The 18787-nt window shown below is 63.0% G+C and carries 16 protein-coding genes; 2 read left to right on the top strand and 14 right to left on the bottom strand.

Translation table 11 applies throughout. From position 1 onward, the window contains the following. Positions 1–170 precede the first annotated feature (170 nt). Positions 171–2480 (top strand): PAS domain-containing sensor histidine kinase, encoded by a 2310-nt coding sequence (locus ELH03_RS05420; RefSeq protein WP_128409672.1) that lies wholly within the window; start codon positions 171–173, stop codon positions 2478–2480. Positions 2481–2500: 20 nt separating this feature from the next. Here ELH03_RS05420 and ELH03_RS05415 read toward each other — a convergent pair whose 3' ends face one another. The 6 genes from ELH03_RS05415 to ELH03_RS05390 all read right to left on the bottom strand — a co-directional run bounded on the left by ELH03_RS05415 (position 2501) and on the right by ELH03_RS05390 (position 10675). Further along, positions 2501–2848 carry a hypothetical protein gene (locus tag ELH03_RS05415; protein WP_027685361.1) on the bottom strand — a complete coding sequence of 116 codons (348 nt, stop codon included), beginning with the start codon at positions 2846–2848 and terminating at the stop codon, positions 2501–2503. A gap of 97 nt (positions 2849–2945) precedes the next feature. Continuing rightward, positions 2946–5903, bottom strand: coding sequence for a bifunctional [glutamine synthetase] adenylyltransferase/[glutamine synthetase]-adenylyl-L-tyrosine phosphorylase (locus tag ELH03_RS05410; RefSeq protein ID WP_130766127.1), 2958 nt, complete (start codon positions 5901–5903; stop codon positions 2946–2948). Between the two features lie 133 nt (positions 5904–6036). Then, positions 6037–7446 carry a sensor histidine kinase gene (locus ELH03_RS05405; RefSeq protein WP_128409670.1) on the bottom strand — a complete coding sequence of 470 codons (1410 nt, stop codon included), beginning with the start codon at positions 7444–7446 and terminating at the stop codon, positions 6037–6039. Further along, positions 7443–8198: a response regulator transcription factor gene (locus ELH03_RS05400; protein ID WP_018241315.1), complete on the bottom strand. Its 756-nt coding sequence runs from the start codon at positions 8196–8198 to the stop codon at positions 7443–7445. Before ELH03_RS05400 ends, ELH03_RS05405 begins: the two co-directional genes overlap by 4 nt. A 66-nt stretch (positions 8199–8264) precedes the next feature. Beyond that, positions 8265–9860 (bottom strand): Do family serine endopeptidase, encoded by a 1596-nt coding sequence (locus ELH03_RS05395; RefSeq protein WP_018241314.1) that lies wholly within the window; start codon positions 9858–9860, stop codon positions 8265–8267. 338 nt (positions 9861–10198) lie between these two features. Further along, entirely contained in the window at positions 10199–10675 is a 477-nt protein-coding gene (locus tag ELH03_RS05390; RefSeq protein ID WP_197729982.1) for a MarR family winged helix-turn-helix transcriptional regulator, read from the bottom strand. Between the two features lie 58 nt (positions 10676–10733). Between ELH03_RS05390 and ELH03_RS05385 the strand changes: the two genes are divergently transcribed. Next, positions 10734–11153 (top strand): cupin domain-containing protein, encoded by a 420-nt coding sequence (locus tag ELH03_RS05385; protein ID WP_128403843.1) that lies wholly within the window; start codon positions 10734–10736, stop codon positions 11151–11153. Between the two features lie 192 nt (positions 11154–11345). Here ELH03_RS05385 and ELH03_RS05380 read toward each other — a convergent pair whose 3' ends face one another. From ELH03_RS05380 to ELH03_RS05345, 8 genes are all read right to left on the bottom strand, one after another. Beyond that, positions 11346–11801 (bottom strand): cytochrome c-type biogenesis protein, encoded by a 456-nt coding sequence (locus ELH03_RS05380; RefSeq protein ID WP_130766126.1) that lies wholly within the window; start codon positions 11799–11801, stop codon positions 11346–11348. After that, a complete protein-coding gene (locus tag ELH03_RS05375) occupies positions 11798–13795 on the bottom strand; it encodes a heme lyase CcmF/NrfE family subunit (protein ID WP_130766125.1) in 1998 nt (665 codons plus the stop codon). The genes ELH03_RS05380 and ELH03_RS05375 overlap by 4 nt, the downstream gene beginning before the upstream one ends. After that, the gene (gene ccmE / locus ELH03_RS05370) at positions 13792–14289 is read right to left on the bottom strand and encodes a cytochrome c maturation protein CcmE (protein WP_128401986.1); all 498 of its coding nucleotides are present in this window, start codon (positions 14287–14289) and stop codon (positions 13792–13794) included. The genes ELH03_RS05375 and ccmE overlap by 4 nt, the downstream gene beginning before the upstream one ends. Next, the gene (gene ccmI / locus ELH03_RS05365; protein ID WP_432422307.1) at positions 14286–15464 is read right to left on the bottom strand and encodes a c-type cytochrome biogenesis protein CcmI; all 1179 of its coding nucleotides are present in this window, start codon (positions 15462–15464) and stop codon (positions 14286–14288) included. Before ccmI ends, ccmE begins: the two co-directional genes overlap by 4 nt. 181 nt (positions 15465–15645) lie before the next feature. Further along, positions 15646–16068 carry an RT0821/Lpp0805 family surface protein gene (locus tag ELH03_RS05360; RefSeq protein WP_018482550.1) on the bottom strand — a complete coding sequence of 141 codons (423 nt, stop codon included), beginning with the start codon at positions 16066–16068 and terminating at the stop codon, positions 15646–15648. A gap of 118 nt (positions 16069–16186) precedes the next feature. Continuing rightward, complete coding sequence (locus ELH03_RS05355) at positions 16187–17590, bottom strand: ATP-binding protein (RefSeq protein WP_018070966.1); 1404 nt, start codon at positions 17588–17590, stop codon at positions 16187–16189. Beyond that, on the bottom strand, positions 17580–18251 hold the full coding sequence (locus ELH03_RS05350) for a response regulator transcription factor (protein WP_018241306.1): 672 nt from the start codon (positions 18249–18251) through the stop codon (positions 17580–17582). Before ELH03_RS05350 ends, ELH03_RS05355 begins: the two co-directional genes overlap by 11 nt. Before the next feature lie 55 nt (positions 18252–18306). Next, positions 18307–18555: a hypothetical protein gene (locus tag ELH03_RS05345; RefSeq protein WP_018241305.1), complete on the bottom strand. Its 249-nt coding sequence runs from the start codon at positions 18553–18555 to the stop codon at positions 18307–18309. Positions 18556–18787: the final 232 nt, after the last annotated feature.

Raw genomic sequence — 18787 nt, 5'->3', positions numbered from 1 at the left:
AAAAATTCGGCGGCCGGTCGCCCAGCACGTCGAATCACCTGGAAAAACCCGAAATTATAAATAGTTAACGGATTTTTACCTTTGCCTCTGGACAAGGCGAATCACCCATGATTCTCTAGGTCAGGTTCGAGCGAGCGGCGCGCGAATCACATGAGGGACAAGGCGAAGAGATGATGGACGTGCGGCGGGCAACCGTGGCCGGAGGACGGCTGCGTGTCGATTTTGACGGGCTGAAAGCCTGGCGCGACAGCCTTTCCGGTCATGCGACATCGGAACCACTTCTCCGTTATCTGCCGAAGGCCGAGCTGGTCTTGAAGCGCGCCATTCCGGCGCTGATCGTCGCCTTCCTCTTCGTCGTCGCCGCCTCGCACTTCTTCGGCATGATGAGCGAATACGGGCGCCTGGAGGCCTCGGCGCGCCATGCCACCGCCCTTTCGGCGGCGACCGCCTCTGCCGTGTTTGCCGATGCGGACGGCATTTTCGACAGCGGCGATATGACCGAGGCGCAGGCCCGCCTCGCCAAATTCCTGCCGCAGGACCGGCTGGACAGCGGCGCCTTCGTGCTGCTCGTGCAGGCAAGCGGCAAGGTTTTTGCCGCGACCACCGCCGGGCTTTCGCATGTGGGCAGCAATGTCGGTGATTTCTTCCCCGAAGTCTCGGCGATCCGGCGCTTCGGCGATCGCGCCGGCGTCATCGAAACGACGATCGGCGGCGTGCCGCATTATGCCGAGATCACGCTGATGGGCAATGCCGGCGGTTATATCGTCGCCGCCACCTCGCTCGACGAGATCGGCCGGCTCTGGCGCGAGGAGCTGGCGCTCAACGTCACGCTGTTTGCCGGCATCTCCTCGATCCTGCTCGTCATCCTCTATGCCTATTACACGCAAGTGAAGCGCGCCCGCGACGCCGACGACATATTCCTGGAATCGAACCTGCGCGTCGAGACGGCGCTGTCGCGCGGCCGCTGCGGCCTCTGGGACTTCGATTTTGAGAACCGCGAATTCTTCTGGTCGCGCTCGATGTACGATATGCTCGGCCTGCCGGGCTCCGACAAGACGATGGGTTTCGGCGAAGCCGCCCGGCTGATGCATCCCGATGACGGCGGGCTCTACGAGATCGCGCGCGCCATCGGCAAGGGCGCTTCCGGCCAGGTCGATCAGATCTTCCGCATGCGCCATGCCGGCGGCCACTATGTCTGGATGCGGGCCCGCGCCCAGGTGATCCGCAGCAATTCCGGCCGCATGCACCTGATCGGCATCGCCATGGACGTGACCGAACAGCATCGGCTCGCCCAGCGCTACGCAGAAGCCGACCAGCGCCTGGCCGACGCCATCGAATGCACCTCGGAAGCCTTCGTGCTCTGGGACAAAAACGATCGTCTCGTCATGTGCAACACGCATTTCCAGCAGGCCTATGGCCTGCCGGACAGCGTGCTTGTGCCCGGCACCGAGCGCTCGACCGTCAATGCCGCCGCCGCCCGTCCTGTCATCGAGCGGCGAATTTCCGATGCCGACGGCTCCGGCTATTCGCGGACGACGGAAGTGCAGCTTGCCGACGAGCGCTGGCTGCAGATCAACGAGCGGCGCACCCGCGACGGTGGCAGGGTCTCCGTCGGAACCGACATCACGCTGATGAAACGCCATCAGGAACGGCTGCGCGAATCCGAACGCCGGCTGATGGCAACGATCGGCGATCTTTCCGCCTCGCGCCAGACGCTGGAGAGCCAGAAAGCCGAGCTCTCGACGGCCAACGCCAACTACCAGGCGGAGAAGGAACGCGCCGAAGCCGCCAACAAGGCGAAATCGGAATTCCTCGCCAACATGTCGCACGAGCTGCGCACGCCGCTCAACGCCATCCTCGGCTTCTCGGAAATCCTGCAGAACCAGATGTTCGGGCCGCTCGGCTCGCTGAAATACGACGAATATGCCCGCGATATCCATGACAGCGGCAAACATCTGCTCAACGTCATCAACGACATTCTCGACATGTCGAAGATCGAAGCCGGCCATGTCAGGCTGCATTGCGAGCGCATCGATCTTGTGCCGCTGATCGAGGAAAGCCTGCGTTTCACTGCCATGCCCGCGGCTGAAAAGAACATCGTCATCGAACAGCGCATCTGCTCCGGCCTGACGCTGATGGCCGACCGCCGGGCGATGAAACAGGTGCTGCTCAACCTGCTCTCCAATGCGGTGAAGTTCACCGACAATGGCGGCCGCATCGCGCTGCGCACACGCCGCGTCGACGGCTTCGTCGTCGTCACCATCGCCGACACCGGCATCGGCATTCCACGCTCGGCGCTTGCGAAGATCGGCCAGCCCTTCGAGCAGGTGCAGAGCCAGTATGCCAAGAGCAAGGGCGGCTCAGGCCTCGGGCTCGCCATCTCCCGCTCGCTGACCTCGCTGCATGGCGGCCGCATGAAGATCCGCTCACGCGAGGCCGTGGGTACGGTGATCTCGCTGCGGATTCCGGACGACGTCTAGCAATTGGCCTGTCAGATCGTTCATCGACTTTCCGAGCGATCCTGGGACTGCTTTCGCCCCTGCCTTTCCTTTATCTGCCGAATCTCGGCGAGCTGGCCTTTGAGTACGACCAAGGCGTCTTGTTCTTCTTGTGAAAGGTTCTCCAACGGAACATGTTTCAGCAGTACCTCAAGCGCATCGCCAATGCGGCCGATCTGCCGACCATAGCTCCCCACCTCGTCCAGAATCGTTTGTTCCGTTTCGGGCGCCGGCGTCGATCCAAGATCAATGTTGACGAAGCCGATCTGTGATCCCTGCTGATAAAATGTCCACGGATTGATGGCCTGCCAGAGTCTTTCAGGCGCCAGTGCAAAATTGAAGGTTTTCATTTTCCATTCCCCGCGATTGAAACGGCAACATAGGAGAAGTCGGTCAGTCAGGCGATTGCTGCGCGGACAATCTCTGCATATTTCCGGGCGACATCCGTCAGGCCTTCACAATACTCAGGAATATCTTCCTGACCGCTTTTGCCAGCCGCTTCACCTCCCCCTCCAGCGTCTTGATATCAGGGCAATCGCCGGCGCGGTAGACGAGTTCAACGAGGCCTGATGGCGCGTCCTTGGGATCGAACAGGCCGTCAATGCAGAGGCGGATCAGCTGCGAAAGACCGGTATAGAGCGCAAAGGCCTCAAGGCAGGTATCGAGATCTGCCGGCGCCATCAGCCGGTCGCCAAGGGCCTTCAAGGCCTCGCCAGTGCTAAGCCCGTTGACGGGCGTGCCGACACCTTTGGACGGAGCGATCAGCGCCAGGTACTGGGCGATGAATTCGAGATCAATGACGCCGCCGGGGATCTGCTTCAGGTCCCATGGACCGGCCGGCGGCTTTTCCTTATCGATCAGTTCGCGCATCTCAGCGACGTCATGCGCCACCTTGGCAATGTCACGATCGGCCGTCAGCACCTCCCGGACGATCAGTTCCGCTTCGGCGACCAGGCTCTCATTGCCGCAGATCAGCCGGGCGCGGCTGAGCGCCATATGCTCCCAGGTCCATGCCTCTTCGCGCTGATACTTGCCGAAGGCATTGATACGGGTGGCGACCGGCCCCTTGTTGCCGGATGGGCGCAGCCGCATGTCGACCTCATAGAGCACACCTTCGGCGGTCGGCGCCGACAAGGCGGCCATCAGCCTCTGGGTGATGCGGGTGAAGTAACGCGTCGTGTCGAGCGGCTTCGGCCCATCGGATTCGGAGGCCGTGTCGTCATAATCATAAAGCAGGATCAGATCGATGTCGGAACCGGCTGTCAGCTCGAAACTGCCGAGCTTGCCCATGCCGGCGACCGCGATGCGCCCGCCGGGATAGTCGCCGTGCGCGGCCCGCATCTCGCCGATCACGGCATCGAGTGCCGCCGCAATGACGAGGTCGGCGAGATGGGTGAAGGCACGTGCAGCCATCTGGCCGTTGATCGCGCCGGTGAGCAGGCGGATGCCGATCAGGAAGCGCTGCTCGGCGGCGAAGATGCGCAGCCGGTCGAGCACCTCTTCATAGTGGCGGGCCTGGGCAAGCGAGCCCTTCAGCCGCTCGCCGAGATAATCACGCGTCGGCAGCTCGGCCATCAGGCCGGGATCGAGCATGCCGTCGAAGACATGCGGCTTGGCGGCGATCACCTCGGCAAGCCGGGGTGCTGAGGACATGATATTGACGATCAGCGACAGCAGCGCCGGGTTGCTGCCGAGCAGCGAGAAAAGCTGGATGCCGGAGGGAAGACCGGAGATGAAGCTGTCGAAGCGCAGCAGCGCCTCGTCGGCGCGCTTGCTTTCGCCGAAGACCCGCAGGAGCTCCGGCGCCAGCTCCGTCAGCCTTTCACGCGCCTCGACCGATTGCGTGGCCCGGTAGCGGCCGTAGTGCCAGGTGCGGATGATGCGGGAAATGTCGGACGGTCTGTTGAAGCCGAGTCTCTTCAACGTCTCCAGCGTGTCCGGGTCGTCGCCCTGACCGGTGAAGACGAGGTTTCCGGTGTCGGTGGAAAGCCTGCTCTCCTGTTCGAAGAGGTGGGCATAACGCCGCTCGACCGTCTTCAGCACGCCGACCAATCGTTCGGAGAAGCTCGGCGTGTCGGAAAAGCCCATCATGAAGGCGATGCGCTTCAGGTCGGCATCGGTTTCCGGCAGCAGGTGGGTCTGCTCGTCGCGCACCATTTGGATGCGATGCTCGACATCGCGCAGGAACCAGTAAGCTTCCGTCAGTTCGTCACGGGTTTCCGCGTCGATCCATTTCGCCTTGGTGAGTTCACCGAGCGTTTCTTCCGTCGCCCGGCCGCGCAAGGCGGGCATGCGGCCGCCGGCGATCAGCTGCTGGGTCTGGACGAAGAATTCGATCTCGCGAATGCCGCCGCGGCCGAGCTTGACGTTATGGCCCTTGACGGCGATGGCTCCGTGGCCCTTATGCGCGTGGATCTGCCGCTTGATCGAATGGATATCGGCAATCGCCGCGTAATCAAGATATTTGCGGAAGACGAAAGGGGCGAGCCCGCGCAGGAAATCGTCGCCCGCTGCAAGGTCGCCGGCAACGGCGCGCGCCTTGATGAAGGCCGCTCGCTCCCAGTTCTGCCCCCTGCCCTCATAATAGATCATCGCCGCATCGACCGGGATCGCCAGCGGCGTCGAACCGGGATCGGGGCGCAATCTGAGATCGGTGCGGAAGACGTAGCCGTCCGCTGTCCGCTCCTGCAGGATGCGTACCAACCGCCGCATCATCCTCGGGAAGACCTCGATCGCGTCATCGGGGTCAGGCACGATGCCCGCCTGTTCGTCGAAGACGACGACGAGGTCGATATCGGAGGAATAGTTGAGTTCGGATGCGCCGAGTTTGCCCATGCCGAGCACGATCAGCCCGGAGCCGTCGCTCGGTGCTGCCAGATCCCGCAGCCGCAGCTTTCCACCCTCATGCGCCGCCAGCAACAGATGGTCGATCGCGGCGGCAACCGAAGCTTCGGCAAGCTCACTCAGCCAGGCCGTCGTCGCCCGGCCGTCGAAGATGCGCGCGAGATCGGCGAGTGCGACGAGGAAGGCCACCTTGCGCTTGATGATGCGCAGCCTGCTCATCACCACGGATTCCGCCGGCGCCGCCCCCTCGCCATCCCTTTGCCAGCAGCGCCGCGCCTCGGCGACCAGCGCCTCGATCTGCGGCTCCAGCGGTTCAGTGATGGCGCCGGCGAGGATGGCGGGATCGAGATTGACGATTTCGCGCAGATAAGGCGACAGCGTCAGCACGGCCGCGATGAAATCGCGAAGCGGGCTTTCCGTCTTCAGCATCGCAGCCACCGCCGGCTCGCTCTTGCCGGCCTCCTGCAGGTCGGCCAATGCCAGCTTCAATTCCGTCTGGTTCAGCGGACGCAGCAGCCCTTCGGCGACATCCTTCAGGCCATGCGTCGATTTCGTCAGCATGCACTCTCCCTGCTTTAGCGCCTAGGGAAACGACCACGCAGAATCGCGGGAACGCCTCCCTGACCGGCATTAAACTAGGGTCTTGGCGGAAAACCGCCAATACGCGATTCAGCCGATCATCGGCAGCGGGCCATCAGGCAGCCTTGGCCGGGAAGATCATGCTGACGGTCAATCCGCGCTGTTCGGGCTTATCAGGATCGGTATCGGAGAGCTCCAGCCGGCCATTGTGCAGCTCCATCACCGCCTCCACCAGCGAAAGCCCGAGCCCCGTGCCGGGCTTCGAACGGCTTTCATCGAGGCGGACGAAGCGCTTGACCACATCGTCGCGCCTGTCGGCCGGAACGCCTGGCCCATGGTCAGCGACCGAGAGGCAGATGCCATCCGGACGGCGGGCGAGTTTCAGCGACACCGTGCCCGCCCCTTCGGTATCGGAGGAATATTTGATGGCATTGTCGAGCAGGTTGAAGATTGCCTGGCCGATCAGTTCGCGATTGCCCTGCACCTCGACATCGGGCTCGATGCTGAAGCTCAGGCCGAGCCCTGCCTCCTCCGCCGCCGGCTCGTAAAGCTCGGCGCTATCGGAGACGATGGCCGAAAGCTCCACCGGCGACATCTCGGCCGCGACCGATCCGGCCTCGACGCGGGAGATCATCAACAGCGCGTTGAAGGTGCGGATCAGCTGGTCCGATTCGGAAATGATGCCTTCGAGCGCGGTGCGCCGCGTCTCACCATCGGCGATATCGAGCGCATCGGCCGCCTTGTTGCGCAGCCGTGTCAGCGGCGTCTTGAGATCATGGGCGATGTTGTCGGAGACCTGCCGCAGGCCCTCGTTCAGCTTCTCGATGCGCTCCAGCATGGTATTCAAAGACATCGACAACCGGTCGAATTCATCGCCGGATCCGCCCACCGGCAGGCGCTGCGACAGATCGCCGGCCATGATCTTCTTGCTGGCATCCGACATGCGGTCGATGCGTTTCAGCGCGTTGCGGCCGATGGCGAACCAGATGATGATGGCGCCAAGCCCCATGATCGCCAAAGCCACCATCAGCGCCTGGCGCACCAGCAGACGGAAACGCTCGGGGTCGCCGAGGTCGCGGCCGATCAGGATTCTCAGGCCGTTGTCGAGCACGAAGATATTGGCGATCGCCCTGTGGCGGCGCTCGACGCCACTGTCGGTATAACGCTGATAGATGAAGGGCGCAGAGGTCCAGCCGATCTCCTCGAAAACACCCGGCTGCACCGAGGCGACGTTGCCGGCAAGAATATCGCCCGAGGGACCGGCGATGATGTAGAGATTGGCGCCCGGCTGGCGGGCACGCCGCTCCATGGTGCGCAGCAAAAGGTTCATGCCGCCGGTGTCAAAGGCGCGCTGCACCTGCTCCACCTCCTGCCTGACGGCGTCGCGGATCTGACCCGTCAGCAGCCGTTCCGACATCGCCGTCACATAGAAGACGAGCGTCGCGGCGCAGATGGCGAAAAGCAGGATGTAGAGTGCCGAAAGGCGGACTGCGGTGGACTTGAAGAGAACCTTGAAACGGCTCATCCCTCGTCCTTGATCATGTACCCCGCGCCGCGAATGGTCTTCAGGAGCGGCTGGCTGTAGTCCTTCTCGATCTTCGAGCGCAGGCGCGAGACATGGACGTCGATGACGTTGGTCTGCGGGTCGAAATGATAGTCCCAGACGTTTTCGAGCAGCATGGTGCGGGTCACCACCTGGCCGGCATTCTTCATCAGATATTCGAGCAGGCGGAATTCGCGCGGCTGCAGCGGGATCTCCTTGCCGCTCCGACGCACCTCGTGGGAGAGCCGGTCGAGTTCGAGATCGCCGACGCGATAGACGACGTCCTGATCCGGTGTGCCCTTGCGGCGGCCGAGCACCTCGACGCGCGCCAGCAACTCGCTGAAGGCATAGGGCTTCGGCAGGTAGTCGTCACCGCCGGCACGAAGACCGGTCACGCGGTCATCGACCTGGCCCAGCGCGGAGAGGATGAGGACCGGTGTATGGATGGCCTTGCGGCGCAACTCGCTGATGACGGAGAGCCCGTCGCGGCGCGGCAGCATGCGGTCGATGACGATGACGTCATAGGTATTTTCCGACCCCATGAACAGGCCGCTCTCGCCGTCGCTGGCGTGATCGGCGACGATGCCCGCCTCGCGAAAGGCTTTCGTGAGGTAGACCGCGGCTTCGAGATCATCTTCGATGATAAGAATCTTCATGCGGCCGACATTACCCACCGGCTGCGTTTCGGCAAGGCTCAAAGCATCTTCCTGCGGGGCGGCGCTCATCGCGATCATCCTTCAAAGGTCAGAAGAATCGAGCCGCGCGGACTTTCGTCCGCACGGCTCCCGTTGTCTTGAGGATCAGCCCTGGCCGTTGATCGGAAGCGCGACAAAACGGCTTCCTTCATTGGACTGGATCTGGAACAGCGCGCGGGTGCGACCGTCCTTCTTGGCCTGGTTCAACACCTTGACGACCTCGTCGGGGCTGGAGACCTCCTGGTTGTTGACCGAAGTGATCTTTTCGCCTTCCTTGATGCCCTTGTCGGCGGCGTCGGAGTCCGGGTCGATGGCAGTGATCGCCAGGCCCTTGCCGTCATCGGAAGGACCGACCGTCAGGCCGAGATCGGCAAGCGCCTTCTCGGAAGCCGGTGCCTCCGGCTGCTGCGGCTGGCTGTTGTCATCGGCAGACGCATCCTTCTGGTCGACCGGCAGCGTGCCGAGTTCGACGGTGAGAGGCTGGGCCTTGCCGGCGCGCCAGACCGAAAGCTCGACCTTGCTGCCCGGCTGCATCGCGCCGATACGGCGGCTGAGGTCACGGGCATCCTTGATCGTTTCACCATTCAGCGCGGTGACGACGTCGCCGGCCTTCATCCCGGCCTTGTCACCCGGCGATCCAGCCTGCGGGGCAACGACGAGGGCGCCGCTCGGCTCGGAAAGGCCGATGGATTCGGCGATGTCCTTGGTCACCGGCTGGATCTGGACACCCAGCCAGCCGCGCGAGACCTGGCCGTCCTTCATCAGGTCGGCGACGACATCCTTGGCGGTCGAGGCGGGAATGGCGAAGGCGATGCCGACGCTGCCGCCCGACGGTGAGAAGATCGCGGTGTTGATGCCGACGACCTCGCCGCTGAGGTTGAAGGTCGGACCGCCGGAGTTGCCGCGGTTCACGGCGGCATCCACCTGCAGATAATCGTCATAAGGACCTGAACCGATATCGCGGCCGCGAGCCGAGACGATGCCCGCCGTCACCGTGCCGCCGAGGCCGAAGGGATTGCCGACGGCAACGACCCAGTCGCCGACGCGGACATTATTGTCGTCGGCCCAGTTGACGTAGGTAAACTTCTTGCCCTTGCCGTCAACCTTCAGCACGGCGAGATCGGTGCGCGGATCCTTGCCGATCAGCTTGGCATCGAGTTCGGTGCCGTCATTCATGACGGCGACGAAGGCCTGGCCATCGGAAACGACGTGATTGTTGGTGACGATGTAGCCGTCCTCGGAAATGAAGAAGCCGGAGCCCTGAGCAACGGGGCGGAGGCGACCCTTGCCGCCCGGACCATTCGGGCCCCCATTCGGTCCGTTCTGGCCGAAGCGCCTGGGATGGCCCTGCTGATCATTCGGATCCTGGCCGAACTGCTTGAAGAACCGCTTCAGCGGATGATCGTCGGGAAGGTCGTCGAAGCCGCGGCCGTTGAAATCGAAGGAGAAGCCGTCATTGTTGTTGTCGGAGACGGGATTGACGCGATTTTCGACCCGGACGGAAACGACAGCCGGTGAAACGGCGTCGACGACATTGGCGAAGCTCGGAACGGCGGGCGCCTGAACTTTGACAGCTTCAGCATAAGACCGGGTGATTTCGAGCGGAACGCCGGTTGCGAGCACAGCGGCTGCGATACCGGCAACGGTAGAAGCCTTGAGCACAGTGGCGAGGGACGGACGTCCGTTGAAATTCTTGAGCATTGGAGCACCTTCTCTTGTTCTTAGTTCTCAGAGCCGGCGATGCCGGATCAGTCGATGAGTAAAGATATAGGACGCCGCACCTTACTGCGAACTGTCCGGCCGATGAAAAGTTGGTAATGTTTGCAATGTTTGGCAAACGGCCGAACGCATATGGCCTTCACCCGCGGCGGCTCCGACTGAGGTATACTGCGCTACACGCGCTCTTTTGCGGAAGCGGCCTTCAATTCCCGTAGACTTCGGTCTGCTAATATTTATGCTTTCAGGCCGGCTCACCTTCAGAGGTACGGTTCTCGAACCGTTCTGAGACAGTCCTTACCACGGTCGCAAAGTTGCGTTTTTCAGCGGTTTGTCGGTTCCTGTGCTTTGGTCGACAGCTGCTTCAACACATCTACGAAGTCATCGAAGCGCTCCTTTCCAACCTCTTCGGACCATTGCTCATGCAACTGCCGAAGACATGCGAAAATGGCCGCGACGATTTCGTGTCCCCGTGGCGTCAGATAGACCAGCCGGCGATCACTGCCGTCGGCTGCACGCCGCTCGACATAGCCCAGCTCTTCAAGCTGGCTGAGCAGATAGTTCACAGCCTGCCGCGACATCCGCTTCTGACGCGCGAGCTCTGACGGTCTCATGCCATCCGGCAACGGAAACGAAAACACGGCAAAATGCGCCCCCTGGAAGTCGGCAAAGCCCGCCTCGTGAATGGCTTGCAACATGCGTTCGCGCACATGCTGCCAGACAATGCGCAGCAGCGCGCCGAAGAACGGCGGACCGGGCAACGCGTCGGGAATTGAATCCGGGGGCAATGGGATTGACATATGTGTAAAGCCACTTTACGTTTTGATGTAAAGTTACTTTACATTGTGGAGGTCTTAGATGGAAGCGGTACGAAACGATATTGTGCGGATCGGGCAACTCGAACTACGTTTTCTCATCAGTGAGGTCGGCGCGACGGTATTCGAATTCACAGTGCCATCTCGGGCGCGCGTTCCCGCTCCGCACAGTCATCGGGATGCTGACGAATTCCTCTACGGCCTTGAGGGCACGCTCACCGTCATCGTCGACGGGCAAACGCGCGAGATTCGCGCCGGCGACGCCATATTCATTCCGCGAGGCGCGGTGCACCATCACGAGAACCTGCATGATGGCACAGCCAAGGTCTTGGCGACCATCACGCCGGGTACCATTGGACGGCGTTATTTCGAGGAAATTGCCGAGGTGGTGAACGTGCCCGGCAAACCGGACCTCGGTAAGGCCAATGAGATCATGCTCCGCCATGGACTGGTCCCGGTCTGATCAGTTCACCTAGAGCATTTCCGTTTTTCTCAGAATCACGGAAACGCTCTATCGCTTTGTTTTTGCGCAATTCCGGACGCAAAACCGCTGCGCACTTTTGCTGGAATTGCTCTAAGCCTCGTAATTTTCCAGTTGATTGCGCATCACCCGCCGCGGCGCACAAGTCGCGCTGGAGAGTTGCCGGCTGGCCGGTTATTTTTTCAGAAGCTCGCTCAGCCGCGCCTGCTCGTCTGCCGTCAGCTTGCTGCCGGTCGGCTTGCCCGCCCTCTTGCGCGCAAAGACCAGCAGCGACAGCCCGCCGGCGAGCACCAGCAGCACCGGTGCGCCCCAGAGCAGCACCGTCTTCACGGTGACACGCGGCTTCAAAAGCACGAACTCGCCGTAGCGCGAGACGATATAGTTCAGCACCGCCTCGTCGCTGTCGCCATCGGTGATGCGCTCGCGCACCAGCAGGCGCAAGTCCTTGGCCAGATCGGCGTTGGAATCGTCGATCGACTGATTCTGGCAGACCATGCAGCGCAGTTCCGCCGAAAGCGCGCGGGCCCGCGCCTCGAGCGCCGGATCGGCCAGCACCTCATCCGGATTGACGGCGAAGGCGGGGGCCGCCATCAGCAGCAAAGCAAAAGCCAGGAGCAGACGCCGCATCATTCCGCCGGCTCCATTGCAGGAGCTGCCGGCCTTGCCGGCTTCGCCTTGCGGCGCGGGGCGCCGACACGCAGGCGCCGGTCGCTGAGCGAGACGAGGCCGCCAAAGGCCATGAACACCGCTCCGCCCCAGATGCAGAGAATGAACGGCTTCCACCAGATACGCACGACGATGCCGCCGTCCTTGGTGGCGTCACCCAAAGAGACATAGAGCTGGCTAAGCCCGAAGGTCAGAATGCCGGCCTCCGTCGTCGGCATCTGCCGGGCGGTATAGAGGCGCTTGGCCGACCAGGTATCGGCAACCGCGACGCCGGCGCGTCGGATGGTGAAGTGGCCGCGCTCCTCGGTGTAGTTCGGCCCGGTCCCCGGCTGCATGCCGTCGAAATGCAGGCTGTAACCGCCGGCCTCGGTCACCTCACCCGGCTTCATCTCGATGACATGCTCGCTCTGGAACGTCGTCACCGCGACGATGCCGAGCACGGTGACGCCGAGCCCGGCATGGGCGAGCGCCGTGCCGAAGGCCGAACGCGGCAAGCCGGAAAGCCGGCGCCAGGCAAGACTGCCCGCGACCTTGCCGATGCCGGCGCGGTACCAGAGATCGGCCACCGCACCGAGGACCAGGAACAGCCCGGCGGCCAGTCCGAGCACTGAAAGCACCGGCCCGCCATGTTCGATGTAGAAGAAGACCACCGCGGCAAGGAAGGCGAGACCTGCCACGACATAGAGCCGCTGCAGGGCACCCAGCAGATCGCCGCGCTTCCAGGCCAGCATCGGTCCGAACGGCACGATGACGATCAGCGGCGCCATCAGCAGGCCGAAGGTCAGGTTGAAGAAAGGCGGCCCGACGGAAATCTTGTCGCCGGTCAGCGTTTCCAAGAGCAGCGGATAGAGCGTGCCTGTGAGCACCGTGCCGCAGGCGACCGTCAGGATCAGATTGTTGACGACGAGCGCGCCCTCGCGCGAGATCGGCGCAAACAGCCCGCCTGCCGACAGCTTCGGCGCGCGGAAGGCAAACAGCGACAGCGCCCCGCCGATGAAGATCAGCAGGATGCAGAGAATGAAGACGCCGCGGGAGGGGTCGCTGGCAAAGGCATGCACCGAGGTCAGCACGCCGGAGCGCACAAGGAAGGTGCCCATCAGCGACAGCGAGAAGGTGAGGATGGCCAGCAGCACCGTCCAGATCTTCAGCGCCTCGCGCTTTTCCATGACAAGCGCCGAATGCAGCAGTGCGGTGCCGGCGAGCCACGGCATGAAGGAGGCGTTTTCCACCGGGTCCCAGAACCACCAGCCGCCCCAGCCGAGCTCGTAATAGGCCCAGTAGGAGCCCATGGCGATGCCAAGCGTCAGAAAGGTCCAAGCGGCAAGCGTCCAGGGCCGCACCCAGCGCGCCCAGGCGGCGTCGATGCGCCCTTCCAGCAGGGCCGCAACGGCAAAGGAGAAGCAGACGGAGAAGCCGACATAGCCGAGATAAAGCAGCGGCGGATGGATCGCCAGCCCCACATCCTGAAGGACCGGGTTGAGATCACGGCCCTCGGCCGGCGCCGGATCGAGCCGCAGGAAGGGATTGGAAGTCAAAAGGATGAACAGCGTGAAGGCGACCGAAATCCAGGCCTGCACGGCCAATACGTTGGCCTTCAGCGTCTCCGGCAGATTGCGGCCGAAGACGGCGACCAGCGCGCTGAACAGCGTCAGGATCAACAGCCAGAGCATCATCGATCCCTCGTGATTGCCCCAGACGCCGGAATATTTATAGAGCAGCGGCACCAGCGAATGCGAATTCTCCCAGACGTTCTCGACCGAGAAATCCGAGACGACATGGGCATAGGTCAGCACGCCGAAGGAGAAGGCCACCAGTGAGAACATCGCCAGCGAGCCGATCGTCGCCACATCCATCATCGCCCGGTCGTGACGACGGGCTCCGATCACCGGCACGATGGAGAGGATAAGCGCCGTTGCCAGCGCCAGCACCAGCGCGTAATGGCCGATCTCGATGATCATGGCGTCGCCTTCACTTCCTGGCCTTGAGCTTGCTTGCCTTGGCTCTCCTGGCCTTGGCCTTCCTTCCACAGCCCCTGGGATTTGAGCCTGTCGGCCACGTCCTTCGGCATATAGGTCTCGTCATGCTTGGCAAGCACGGTGTCGGCGACGAAGACGTTCGTTCCGGCGGTGAACATGCCTTCGGTGACGACACCCTGGCCTTCGCGGAAGAGATCGGGAAGGATGCCGGTATATTTGACCTTCACGGCATTGGTGCTGCCGTCGGTGACGGCAAATTCCACCGTCGAGCCGGTGCCGCGCACGACACTGCCCTCGCCGACCAGGCCGCCGAGCCGGATGCGGGTTTCCGGCGCCACCGGCGTCTTGGCCAGATCGGCCGGCATGTAGAAATAGGCGACCGACTGGCTGAAGGCGAACATCACCAGCAGCACGGCGGCGAGGATGAAGCCCATGCCGCCCGCAATCACCGCCAGGCGCTTCTGCTTGCGCGTCATTGCGTCGCTTCCTCCGTGGCTATGCCGAGTTCCCTGGCAAGCGCCAGCAATTGCCTGCCCTCTTCGCCAGGCGGCGGAAAGGCCGCAAGCCCGCGTTTCAGGGCGCCGGCGGCGCGATCCTTGTCGTTCAATACGGCGTAAGAGCGGACGAGCCGCATCCATCCCTCGAAATTGTTCGGATCCTCGCTGAGCTTGGCGTCGAGGCTCTCGACCATGCCGCGGATCATCTGCTGCCGGTCGCCGGCACTCATGTTCTCGGCCGCCGCCACATCTTGCTGCGTCGGATTGCCGGGGGTCGCCGGATTGGCGCCCGAGGCAGCCGAACCGGCGCCCGGGGCAGCCTGATTGGCACCTGCCGGCGCCCCGCCGTTCATGGCGATATGCTGGTTGACCAGCGGCAGCCAGGGCGCATCTGATGGCGATTGTTTCGCCAGCGCCTCGAAGGCCTGGCGCGCCTCATCGGGCCGTCCCGCCTGCTCCATGCTGAGGGCGATGTAGAAGCGGGCGCGCGGATTGTCAGGCTCCAGCGTCAGCGACTGTTCCAGCACTTGCCGCGCCTCCTCGGTCACCACACCGTCGGAGACCGCGATCAGGGTCTCGGCAAGGCCATCGAGCCGGACCGGGCTCGGGCCGAGAAGCCGGATGGCATTGCGGTAGGCCACTTGCGCGTCGTTCACGCGCATCGTGCGGAAATAGATCGGCGCCAGCACATCCCAGCCCTTGCCGTCATCGGGGTTCTCAGCCAGGTGCCGTTCCGCCTTGGTGATCAGCACCGCCACGTCGTTGCCAGGGTTTTCCAGCCGCGCTTCCAGCGGCTGCGAGGGCAGGTCCGGCCTGCCCGTCGTCAAATAAAGACAGAGCCCGAGAACCGGCAGGACCAGGAGGACGAAGGCCTTGGTGAAACGGTGATGCCGTGCGGGTTTCGGCGTCTCTGCCGGTTCGTCGGCCGAGACGGCGATCAGCCGCCGGCCGATTTCCGCCCTGGCGTAATCAGCCTCCTCCGGGGTGATCAGCCCGCCATCAAGATCGCGGTCGAGTTCGCGCAACTGGTCGCGATAGACCGCCGCCTCGCCCGCACGGATATTATCCGCCGCCTTCGCTCCGCGCAGAAGGGGGTAGAGCAGGATGACGGCGAGGGCTGCCGTCAAAGCGGCAACGAGAATCCAGAACAGCATGTCGCCCAAATACGTGAAGCGCGCCTTCATTCCAACTGCCAAAGCCGGAATGACGAAGATTTGAGGCTAGCGCATAACCCCGAGAATCGGAATCGATTTTCGGAAGGATTATGCGCCATTTAAAGTGATAGAGCGTCCTTAGCGCGTCCTGTCGGACGCGCGGCGCTCTATTGGCCGCAATTCAGAGCGGCGACCAGCTGCCGTCGTCGTTGCGGCAGGCAGCGCCGCGCGCCACCGTGTCCTTGCCGTCGACGGTCAGCGTGTGGGTATATTGCCGGCAGTTCTGCGAGCCGACCTGATAGGGTGCCGCCGCGACGACCTTGCCAGTGACGTCCTTGCCGGTCCAGAGCACCGGCTGGCCGACGGCCGCCCCTTCCAGCGCGCGATATTCCGCCTCGAGCGCCCGCTGCTTGTCGCTGTCGGTCAAGCTCACGCCGCTGCGGCCGACAATGCCGCCCTGCAGCGCGGTGATGAAGGCGGCCGATGCCGAGGGCTTGCTCGAAAAAATGCCGCGCGAAGCGGCACTCTTCGTCGTCGTGCAGCCGGACAGCGCGACGGCGACGAGAAGAGCGGAAACGATCATGCCTTGCGAGCGTAAAATCATTGCGTCGAACCACGATCAGGGGTCAATTTCAGCCGATCGAAGTGCAGCGTCCCCGTGTCAGCATTAAGGCAAAGCATGCTATGCATTTGCCAGTATCTTTGTGACATCAAGCAGTTGCTCATGCAACATCCTTTGTGACGCCAGGCAGGATAAGCTTCGCCTTCAGCCCGCCCCATTCACCGCGGGAAAGCTCGAGCCGTCCCTGGTATTCGTTGGAAATCTCGGTGACGATCGAAAGGCCGAGCCCGGTCCCGGGCTTGCTTTCATCGAGCCTGCGGCCGCGCTTCAGCGCCTCGCGGATCTGGTCCGGCTCCAGGCCCGGCCCGTCATCCTCGACAGCGAGCTCCACCCAATGGCGGCGCGCGCTCGCCTCCACCCCCTTCACATCCTCGCCGGCCTCGACGGCCGAAAGCCGCACCCTGCTCTTGGCAAAACGCGCCGCATTTTCCAGGAGATTGCCGACGGTCTCCTCGAGATCCTGCTGCTCCATGGCAACGGCCAGATGCGGCGGCGAGACGACAAGGTCGAATTCGGTATCGACGTTCAGCCGGCGCATGACGCGCACCAGCCGCTCGAGCGCCGGCTCGGCATCGGTGCGGGCGAGCACGGATTCGCGTTGCGCGGCGATGCGCGCCCGATTGAGATAGGACTGCACCTGCCCCTGCATCGATTCCGCCTGGCTGCGGACCAGCTCGCCATGGGATTTTTCCAGGACCCGCGCCTCGTTGAGGAGCACGGCGATCGGCGTCTTCAGCGAATGCGCGAGATTGCCGACCTGCATGCGGGCGCGCTCGACGATGCGGCGGTTGCTGTCGATCAGCGCATTCACCTCGTTGGCGAGCGGCAGGATTTCGCGCGGGAAATCGCCCTTCAGCTGCTCGCTCTCGCCGGCGCGGATGCGCTCCAGCGCGGCACGCGCCTTATCGAGCGGCTTCAGGCCGTAGAGAATCGCCAGCGCATTGACGATCAGGCTGCCGACGCCAAAACCGGCGAGCGCCAGATAGAGGCTGTGGGAAAAGGTGCGCACGTCGTCCTCGACGACATCGACATTGCCGGTGACGCGGACGCGCGCCGCACGCCCGTCGGTATCGAGCACCACTTCGGTTTCGGCCACCTGCACGCGGTTGCCCGAGGCATCGGTCACCTGATAGTAGCGCTCGTAATTCTTGTCGAAGGGCGCCTCGACGACCGAGGGAACCGGAATGAGCGCCGAGCCGAGCGAGGGCGAGACCAGCGGTGCGGTCGTATAGGTGCCGAGCGGCTCCACCACCCAGTACCAGCCGGTCTTCGGCTGGGCAAAACGCAGGTCGCCGAGTTGCGGGCTGCCGCTGAGTGCCCCCTGATCGCCGATCGTCACCGAATTGATGACATTATAAAGCTGCGCCCGCAACAGATCCTGGAAACCGCGTTCGGCACTCTTGCGGTAGAGGGTGGAGATCAAGAGGCCGATCACCACCAGCGCCACCGTCGACCAGACCGTGGTCAGCAACAACACACGTGCGGTGAGCGATTTAATTCGCATGTTTCGGCGCTTGGATGCGGTAACCGAGACCGCGCACCGTTTCGATCAGGTCGACGCCCATTTTCTTGCGCAGGCGGCCGACGAAGACTTCGATCGTGTTGGAATCACGGTCGAAATCCTGGTCGTACATATGCTCGACCAGCTCCGTGCGCGAGACGACCTCACCCATGTGATGCATGAGATAGGCGAGCAGGCGATATTCGTGCGAGGTCAGCTTCAGCGTCGTGCCGTTGACCGTCGCCTTCGATGACTTGGTATCCAGCCGCACCGGCCCGCAGATGATCTCGGATGAGGAATGCCCGGCCGCACGCCGGATCAGCGCCCGAATGCGCGCCAGCACTTCCTCGACATGGAAGGGTTTGGTGACGTAGTCGTCGGCACCCGCATCGATGCCGGCGACCTTGTCGCTCCATCGGTCGCGCGCCGTCAGGATCAGCACCGGAACGCCGCGACCGGCGCCGCGCCATTTTTCAAGAACGGTAACCCCGTCCATCTCCGGCAGGCCGATATCGAGGATGATGGCGTCATAGGGTTCGGTGTCGCCGAGGAAATGGCCTTCCTCGCCGTCGAACGCCTGGTCGACGACATATCCCGCCTCCTTCAGCGTGTCGGCCAGCTGCCGGTTCAGATTAACGTCGTCTTCGACTACCAGGATGCGCATCGGTCCGCCTTCGTCCGCTTCAAATCGATCAATGTCCTGAATAAGCCGATTCCGCTTACATCGGAACCTTTACCGTCACTTTGCGTGGGCGCTGGCCGTTGCCCTGCACAAGAACGGTGATGATGCAGGTATCGCCCACCGGTTGCACGGACAGCAGCTGGCCGCCCGTCTGCTCGACGACCTGGGCTGCGGCGGCGCTGCAATCGCCTCCCACACGCAGGACAAAACTGCCCGTGGCGTCCGGTGAGGGCGCCGATACCACCAGTCCGGCGGCCAATGCTGCGACGCTCAGAGGAAAGGCCATGTGTTATGCTTTCAAGGTAATGCCAACTTGCCCCGAATATGTACTCACGCGACCTGAATGGCAAATGAATGCGCTGTAATGCAGGGTGTTTAGAATTGTTCTCGACTGTTCGGGACAGCCTGTTTCAGCGCCTGGAAATCGCCACCGCGGCAAGCGCCGGCGGCGCCGTTGCGTCCAAGAACGATAGCCTCCAGCCTTGGGATCCACGCATTCTTCATCACCCCCGTAAAGG

It is taken from the genome of Rhizobium beringeri, assembly GCF_004306515.1.
GTDB lineage: Bacteria > Pseudomonadota > Alphaproteobacteria > Rhizobiales > Rhizobiaceae > Rhizobium > Rhizobium beringeri.
The sequence above is the reverse complement of the archived record's forward strand: the minus strand, read 5'-3'. Positions and strand labels throughout refer to the sequence as shown.

What these genes read in the sequence shown, in the direction of transcription:
- ELH03_RS05345 (WP_018241305.1), bottom strand. Translation starts at nt 18,555, where the DNA reads ATGGCCTTTCCTCTGAGCGTCGCAGCATTGGCCGCCGGACTGGTGGTA.
- ELH03_RS05385 (WP_128403843.1), top strand. Translation starts at nt 10,734, where the DNA reads ATGGAAGCGGTACGAAACGATATTGTGCGGATCGGGCAACTCGAACTA.
- ELH03_RS05355 (WP_018070966.1), bottom strand. Translation starts at nt 17,590, where the DNA reads ATGCGAATTAAATCGCTCACCGCACGTGTGTTGTTGCTGACCACGGTC.
- ELH03_RS05410 (WP_130766127.1), bottom strand. Translation starts at nt 5,903, where the DNA reads ATGCTGACGAAATCGACGCATGGCCTGAAGGATGTCGCCGAAGGGCTG.
- ELH03_RS05380 (WP_130766126.1), bottom strand. Translation starts at nt 11,801, where the DNA reads ATGATGCGGCGTCTGCTCCTGGCTTTTGCTTTGCTGCTGATGGCGGCC.
- ELH03_RS05415 (WP_027685361.1), bottom strand. Translation starts at nt 2,848, where the DNA reads ATGAAAACCTTCAATTTTGCACTGGCGCCTGAAAGACTCTGGCAGGCC.
- ELH03_RS05395 (WP_018241314.1), bottom strand. Translation starts at nt 9,860, where the DNA reads ATGCTCAAGAATTTCAACGGACGTCCGTCCCTCGCCACTGTGCTCAAG.
- ccmE (WP_128401986.1), bottom strand. Translation starts at nt 14,289, where the DNA reads ATGACGCGCAAGCAGAAGCGCCTGGCGGTGATTGCGGGCGGCATGGGC.
- ELH03_RS05420 (WP_128409672.1), top strand. Translation starts at nt 171, where the DNA reads ATGATGGACGTGCGGCGGGCAACCGTGGCCGGAGGACGGCTGCGTGTC.
- ELH03_RS05350 (WP_018241306.1), bottom strand. Translation starts at nt 18,251, where the DNA reads ATGCGCATCCTGGTAGTCGAAGACGACGTTAATCTGAACCGGCAGCTG.
- ELH03_RS05360 (WP_018482550.1), bottom strand. Translation starts at nt 16,068, where the DNA reads ATGATTTTACGCTCGCAAGGCATGATCGTTTCCGCTCTTCTCGTCGCC.
- ELH03_RS05390 (WP_197729982.1), bottom strand. Translation starts at nt 10,675, where the DNA reads ATGTCAATCCCATTGCCCCCGGATTCAATTCCCGACGCGTTGCCCGGT.
- ELH03_RS05375 (WP_130766125.1), bottom strand. Translation starts at nt 13,795, where the DNA reads ATGATCATCGAGATCGGCCATTACGCGCTGGTGCTGGCGCTGGCAACG.
- ccmI (WP_432422307.1), bottom strand. Translation starts at nt 15,464, where the DNA reads ATGCTGTTCTGGATTCTCGTTGCCGCTTTGACGGCAGCCCTCGCCGTC.
- ELH03_RS05405 (WP_128409670.1), bottom strand. Translation starts at nt 7,446, where the DNA reads ATGAGCCGTTTCAAGGTTCTCTTCAAGTCCACCGCAGTCCGCCTTTCG.
- ELH03_RS05400 (WP_018241315.1), bottom strand. Translation starts at nt 8,198, where the DNA reads ATGATCGCGATGAGCGCCGCCCCGCAGGAAGATGCTTTGAGCCTTGCC.